This is a genomic window from Streptomyces chilikensis (assembly GCF_001642695.1).
GTDB classification, from domain to species: Bacteria; Actinomycetota; Actinomycetes; order Streptomycetales; family Streptomycetaceae; genus Streptomyces; species Streptomyces chilikensis.
Window position 1 is genome coordinate 3,458,030 of sequence record NZ_LWCC02000005.1, and the last position, 5,628, is coordinate 3,463,657.

Annotated in this window: 7 protein-coding genes; 2 read left to right on the forward strand and 5 right to left on the reverse strand. The window is 70.4% G+C overall.

Features of this window, described 5'->3' with window-relative positions:
• Positions 1-89: 89 nt before the first annotated feature.
• From A2U95_RS15430 to A2U95_RS15445, 4 genes are all read right to left on the reverse strand, one after another.
• On the reverse strand, positions 90-470 hold the full coding sequence (locus tag A2U95_RS15430) for a DUF6507 family protein (RefSeq protein WP_166022915.1): 381 nt from the start codon (positions 468-470) through the stop codon (positions 90-92).
• Between the two features lie 69 nt (positions 471-539).
• A complete protein-coding gene (locus tag A2U95_RS15435; RefSeq protein WP_166022917.1) occupies positions 540-854 on the reverse strand; it encodes a pore-forming ESAT-6 family protein in 315 nt (104 codons plus the stop codon).
• A 79-nt stretch (positions 855-933) separates the two neighbouring features.
• Positions 934-1,260: a hypothetical protein gene (locus A2U95_RS15440; RefSeq protein ID WP_166022919.1), complete on the reverse strand. Its 327-nt coding sequence runs from the start codon at positions 1,258-1,260 to the stop codon at positions 934-936.
• 615 nt (positions 1,261-1,875) lie between these two features.
• Positions 1,876-2,100 (reverse strand): winged helix-turn-helix domain-containing protein, encoded by a 225-nt coding sequence (locus A2U95_RS15445; protein ID WP_166022920.1) that lies wholly within the window; start codon positions 2,098-2,100, stop codon positions 1,876-1,878.
• A 146-nt stretch (positions 2,101-2,246) separates the two neighbouring features.
• On the opposite strand from A2U95_RS15445, the gene A2U95_RS15450 reads away from it, so the two are divergent.
• On the forward strand, positions 2,247-2,606 hold the full coding sequence (locus A2U95_RS15450; RefSeq protein WP_166022922.1) for a hypothetical protein: 360 nt from the start codon (positions 2,247-2,249) through the stop codon (positions 2,604-2,606).
• An 86-nt stretch (positions 2,607-2,692) separates the two neighbouring features.
• Here the strand turns inward: A2U95_RS15450 and A2U95_RS15455 are convergent, their stop codons facing one another.
• A complete protein-coding gene (locus tag A2U95_RS15455; protein WP_166022924.1) occupies positions 2,693-4,054 on the reverse strand; it encodes a glutamine synthetase family protein in 1,362 nt (453 codons plus the stop codon).
• 266 nt (positions 4,055-4,320) lie between these two features.
• On the opposite strand from A2U95_RS15455, the gene A2U95_RS15460 reads away from it, so the two are divergent.
• On the forward strand, positions 4,321-5,505 hold the full coding sequence (locus A2U95_RS15460; RefSeq protein ID WP_166022926.1) for a globin domain-containing protein: 1,185 nt from the start codon (positions 4,321-4,323) through the stop codon (positions 5,503-5,505).
• Positions 5,506-5,628: the final 123 nt, after the last annotated feature.

Sequence of the window (5,628 nt, forward strand, 5' to 3'; positions counted from 1 at the left end):
CACATTCCCGGCGTCGGTCTTCAGCGCCGCGTAATCCGTCTCCAGCTGCGCCAGGTCCCCGGTGAACTGCGGTATCCGCCCCGGCTGGATCACGCCTTCCCCACCCCCGGCATGTCCAGCTCCGGCACCTGCAACGCCCTGCGCTGCGCCTGCGCCGCCATCTCCAGATCACCGTTCAGGTAGGCGGTCGTCGCCTCCACCGCACCCGTCAGCGACTTCCCCGCCCGCGCCGCGACGAACTGCAGCTCCTTCGCCGCCTTCTCCGCGTACTGCGACAAAGCCAGCGCGACCAGACCGCCGGCCTGCTCACCCCCGCCCCCGCCCTCGGCGGAAATGGTGCCGGCGCTGGCCGCCGCCGACTGCAGATGCTCACCGAACGACTTCGCGTAACCCTCCATCGACGACGCCGTCTCACCCGTCGTCTTCAGAACCTGCGAGATCCCCTGCGGCGTCAGATCCCAGCTGGGCACCGAAAACCCCCGTCATGCCTACGGTCTGCTACCTACTGCCTGCCCACCGACCGGACAACACCCGGCCATTCAGCCGATGTTGTCGACCGCGGCCTTCGCCCGCTGCAGCGTCGACTGCGCCGTGCCGTCGTTCTGCTCCAGCGTCGACTTCAGCAACGCGATGATGTTCCGCACCTCCTGCGAGGCACTGATCCACCGCTGCTCCTTGCCGTGGTACTCCTCCGCCACACCGTCGGCGACGAAGTCCGCCATCGCCGCCTTCACCTGGCTCTCCCGCTGCGTGAGCAGCCCCTCCAGCCGGCCCACCACCGCCTGGATGTTGGCCTGCGCGTCCGACGACGCGCCCGAATCGTAGGAACGGCGATCAGCGCCCGCACCCGCCATCACGAATCACTCCCCGGAAGACGAAGCAGACAAGAACAAGCCCCAAGACGCCGGCAGCTGCCGCGCCCCGGTACGCGGATCAGCGGAAGCGCGCCGCGTCGAAGTTGGCCGCCGACATCTGCTGCCGCGCGTTGTCACCCTGCTCCTGGTCACCCGAGGCGAACGCCGAGTCCATCCCCGCCTGACCACCCAGGATCGCGCCCAGCGAACTGTTCAGGTCCGCGGCGATCTGGTCCGCCCGCGCCTTGAACTGGTCGAACATCACCCGGCCCTGACCGTTGAACTTGCCCTCCAACGGCTGCACCGCCTGCACCAGCTGACGCACCAGCGCGCCCAGGTCCTCACTCGAACCACGCGAGTCACGCTGCAGCGTCGACAGCGTCTGCGCACCCATGTCGAACTTCACGAAACCTCCCCCGATCAGGCCACCACGAAGACCGCTCCAGACCTGCCACGGCAGTCCACTCACCCTCGTAGCCCGGCAGCGGTCATGCCAATCACAGTCGACATTAATCACTGACGCAGCACAACTCGACATAGTTCCAGCCGCTTTGACGTTCCTCGGCCATCGATGAGCACGGCGCGAGTCGCCTCGTGAGGCGCTGCGTCCGGAGGCACCGAACCACCCCGCGAGGCCTGAGAGCCTCCCGGCATGTGCTCGACGGCCCCGCCGACTTGAGTCGTACCTGCGTGGAGCGGCTCGACGAGGCGGCCGGCCGGCAGTTCGCCGCCACGGTCCGCCGCGGTTTCCGTCTGCTCGTGCGGCAGTCGACGGCCCGGCCGTCACAGGGCGGTGCCGACTCGGCGGGCCCGCCCACCTCGAACCGGGGGCAAGTTGGCCGGAACACAGTGGTGCTCCGCCGTCCCTCCACGCCGTGCCGGAAACCGACGCCCTCGCTCCGGGGTTGGGCGACGAACTGCCCGTACGACCCGGCCTGTCCGACTTCTTCCCAGGGCGGCGATTGTGCCCACGAAGGCGGGGAAGTGCCCGGCAGAAGGCATGGCCCGCAGCGTCGCGATACTACGCCTCGGGCAGGCCGACGACGAACGACCCCTTGTGTGGGAGCGTCTCGATCAAGCCGCGCTCACGTAGGTCCTGGAGCGCCCGGCGCACCGTGCGATCCGCGACGCCGTACTGCTCGGCCATACGGACGATGCCCGGTAGGGCGCCCCCGCGCGGAATGCGCCCCGCGGCGATCTCCTGTTCGATCTCCCGCGCGATCCGCTGCCATTCGTACTCAGCCATGAGCCCAGCGTCGCGCGGTGCACCACTGGCCGCATCGGCAGCCCATGGCACACCATGGCACACCATGGTATATCTCTGATCCGATGTGCTCTCGTGACGTTGCAGAATCCGAGGGCGCGGCCACTCGCCGAACCGGAGCAAATGACATGTCCCAGTGCATCTACCGGCCTGACGGCTCCTGCGAGCCGCTGCGCGAGCTCCCATGGCAGGAAGCCGACGGCAGACCGGCGTACACCACCTACGGAAACGGCATGGTGAACGCGCTCGCCGACACCCACGAGGAGACGTTGTTGGCCACAGCGCGCGAGGACGCGGTCAGAGCCCGGGAATTGGTACGCGACCCGGCGGTCTCTCCGGCGGAACTGCTCTTCGCCGTCCGGACGCTCGTGCATGCCGTTCGGTCCGCCACCCGCGTCGCCGACCTGCGCGGCCACCGCATCGACGACCTGCTCCACGAGGCCGCCTTCCGCCTCCACCGCTCAGGGGCGGCCCGGGGCGGCGGCTGACGGGCGCCGCCAACGCCCGGGGGCCGGCGGTCGATCGGCCACCGGCCCCCGGCCTCGCGTGACGTGATGCCAGACCTGGCCCGCGGCTACAGCACCGGCAGGTGCTTGCGCAGCTCGAACGCGGTGACCTCGGAGCGGTACTCGATCCACTCCTGCCGCTTGTTGCGGAGGAAGAAGTCGAAGACGTGCTCCCCCAGCGTCTCGGCGACGAGGTCGCTGCGCTCCATGAGGGAGAGCGCCTCGCCGAGGTTCTGCGGGAGGGGCTCGATGCCCAGCGCGCGGCGCTCGGCGTCGGAGAGGGCCCAGACGTCGTCCTCGGCGCCCGGCGGCAGCTCGTAGCCCTGCTCGATGCCGCGCAGGCCAGCGGCGAGGAGGACGGCGTAGGTGAGGTAGGGGTTGGCGCCGGAGTCGATGGAGCGGACCTCGACCCGGGCGGAGCCGGTCTTGCCGGGCTTGTACATGGGGACGCGGACCAGGGCGGAGCGGTTGTTGTGGCCCCAGCAGATGTAGGAGGGGGCCTCGCCGCCCGCGCCGGCGGTGCGCTCGGAGCCGCCCCAGATGCGCTTGTAGGAGTTGACCCACTGGTTGGTGACCGCGGAGATCTCGGCGGCGTGGCGGAGCAGGCCGGCGATGAAGGAGCGGCCGACCTTGGAGAGCTGGTACTCCGCGCCGGACTCGTAGAAGGCGTTGCGGTCACCCTCGAAGAGGGAGAGGTGGGTGTGCATGCCGGAGCCGGGGTACTCCGAGAACGGCTTGGGCATGAACGTGGCCTGGAGGCCCTGCTCGAGCGCGACCTGCTTCATGATCAGACGGAACGTCATGATGTTGTCGGCGGTGGAGAGCGCGTCGGCGTAGCGGAGGTCGATCTCCTGCTGGCCGGGGCCGCCCTCGTGGTGGGAGAACTCGACGGAGATGCCCATCGACTCCAGCATGGTGATCGCCTGGCGGCGGAAGTCCATGCCGACGTTCTGCGGGGTGTGGTCGAAGTAGCCGGAGTAGTCGGCGGGGGTGGGCGCCGTGCCGTCGGTCGGCTTGTTCTTCAGGAGGAAGAACTCGATCTCGGGGTGGGTGTAGAAGGTGAACCCCTGGTCGGACGCCTTGGCCAGGGCCCTCTTGAGCACGTAGCGCGGGTCGGCGAAGGACGGGGAGCCGTCCGGCATCAGGATGTCGCAGAACATCCGCGCCGTGCCCGGGGCCTCGGCGCGCCACGGGATGACCTGGAAGGTCGACGGGTCCGGCTTGGCGATCATGTCGGACTCGTACACCCGGGCGAAGCCCTCGATGGCGGAGCCGTCGAAGCCGATGCCCTCGTCGAAGGCCTGTTCCAGCTCCGCCGGGGCCACGGCGACGGACTTGAGGAAGCCCAGCACGTCCGTGAACCACAGGCGTACGAACCGGATGTCGCGCTCCTCGAGCGTACGGAGCACGAACTCCTGCTGCTTGTCCATGTGTGTGCTTCCCCATCTTCTTGATCCGGCCGCCTGGCCCATACCACCACATGTGGGTTTCGCCTGCGTTGCGGGCGGTCGGCGCGCCGGCGTCCGCCTCGGCTCCAGCCTGTCATCTTGCCTCCGGGGTCGCCATACCCGACCTCCGCCCCCCTCCGGAGAGGGTCCGTCACGGATTCCCCACATCCCCCCACACTTAATTTGCATTTCAGATGCAAGTTTCACTAGCGTCCTGCTTGCCAGATCGAGGCATCCAGGAGGCTTCCATGCTGTCCGAGCAGTCCGCCGCCACCGTGCGGGCGACCCTTCCCGCCGTCGGCGCCGCCATCAACGAGATCACGACGCGCTTCTACGACGGCATGTTCACGGCCCACCCCGTGCTGCTGCGCGATCTCTTCAACCGCGGCAACCAGGCGTCCAGGACCCAGCAGCAGGCGCTGGCCGGTTCCATCGCCGCGTTCGCCACGTACCTGGTGGACCGTCCCGACGAGCGCCCGGACGCGATGCTCTCCCGGATAGCCCACAAGCACGCCTCGCTGGGCGTGCGGCCCGACCAGTACGACATCGTCCACGAGCACCTGTTCGCGGCGATCGTGGAGGTGCTCGGCGAGGCCGTCACGCCCGAGGTGGCGGCGGCCTGGGACGAGGTGTACTGGCTGATGGCCAACGCCCTGATCGCCGTCGAGAAGCGGCTCTACGAGGAGCAGGGCGCCCACGAGTGGCGGGAGTGGGAGGTCGTCGAGCGGGTCGAGGAGACCCCCGACGTGGCCACCTTCAGGATCCGGCCGGCCGACGGGCGGCCGGTGCCGGCCTCCAGGGCCGGGCAGTACGTGTCGGTGCAGGTGGAGCTGGCGGACGGGGCGCACCAGATCCGGCAGTACAGCCTGTCCGCCGCGCCCGGGGCCGGGCTGCGGCAGATCACCGTCAAGCGGGTCGCCGGGGACGGGAGCGCGCCGGCGGGCGAGGTCTCCCACCACCTGCACGCCGAGGTCCGCGAGGGCGACGTGCTGCGGGTCTCGGCGCCCTTCGGCGACCTGGTGATCACGGACACGGACGCTCCGCTGCTGCTCGCCTCGGCGGGCATCGGGGTCACCCCGGTCGCGGCCATGCTGGGGCACCTCGCGCGGTCCGGGCACAAGGGCGCGGTGACGGTGGTGCACGCGGACCGGTCCCCCGCGACGCACGCGCTGCGCGCGGACCAGGAGGCGGCGGTGGCCGAGCTGGCCGACGCGTCGCTGCACCTGTGGTACGAGGCGGACGCGCCGGAGGGCGCGCGGGCCGGGCTGGTCGACCTCGCCGGGGTGACGGTCGCGCCGGGGACGCACGCCTACCTGTGCGGGCCGCTGCCGTTCATGCGGGCGGTGCGGGCCCAGCTGCTCGGCAAGGGCGTGCCGGCCTCCGACATCCACTACGAGGTGTTCGGGCCCGACCTCTGGCTCGGCCAGGACTGAGCCCGCGGTGCGGGTGCGGGCCGCGCGGCCCGCACCCGGCCCACCCGCGGCGGCCGCGGCGCACGCCGCGGTCGCGTGACCGGCCCGGCCCCGGTCTCCGCCCCTCCGCTCGGGGGCGGAGAC

Excerpts from the sequence above, each read along its gene's own strand:
- A2U95_RS15435 (WP_166022917.1), bottom strand. The coding sequence starts at position 854 with ATGGCGGGTGCGGGCGCTGATCGCCGTTCCTACGATTCGGGCGCGTCG.
- A2U95_RS15445 (WP_166022920.1), bottom strand. The coding sequence starts at position 2,100 with ATGGCTGAGTACGAATGGCAGCGGATCGCGCGGGAGATCGAACAGGAG.
- A2U95_RS15450 (WP_166022922.1), top strand. The coding sequence starts at position 2,247 with ATGTCCCAGTGCATCTACCGGCCTGACGGCTCCTGCGAGCCGCTGCGC.
- A2U95_RS15455 (WP_166022924.1), bottom strand. The coding sequence starts at position 4,054 with ATGGACAAGCAGCAGGAGTTCGTGCTCCGTACGCTCGAGGAGCGCGAC.
- A2U95_RS15460 (WP_166022926.1), top strand. The coding sequence starts at position 4,321 with ATGCTGTCCGAGCAGTCCGCCGCCACCGTGCGGGCGACCCTTCCCGCC.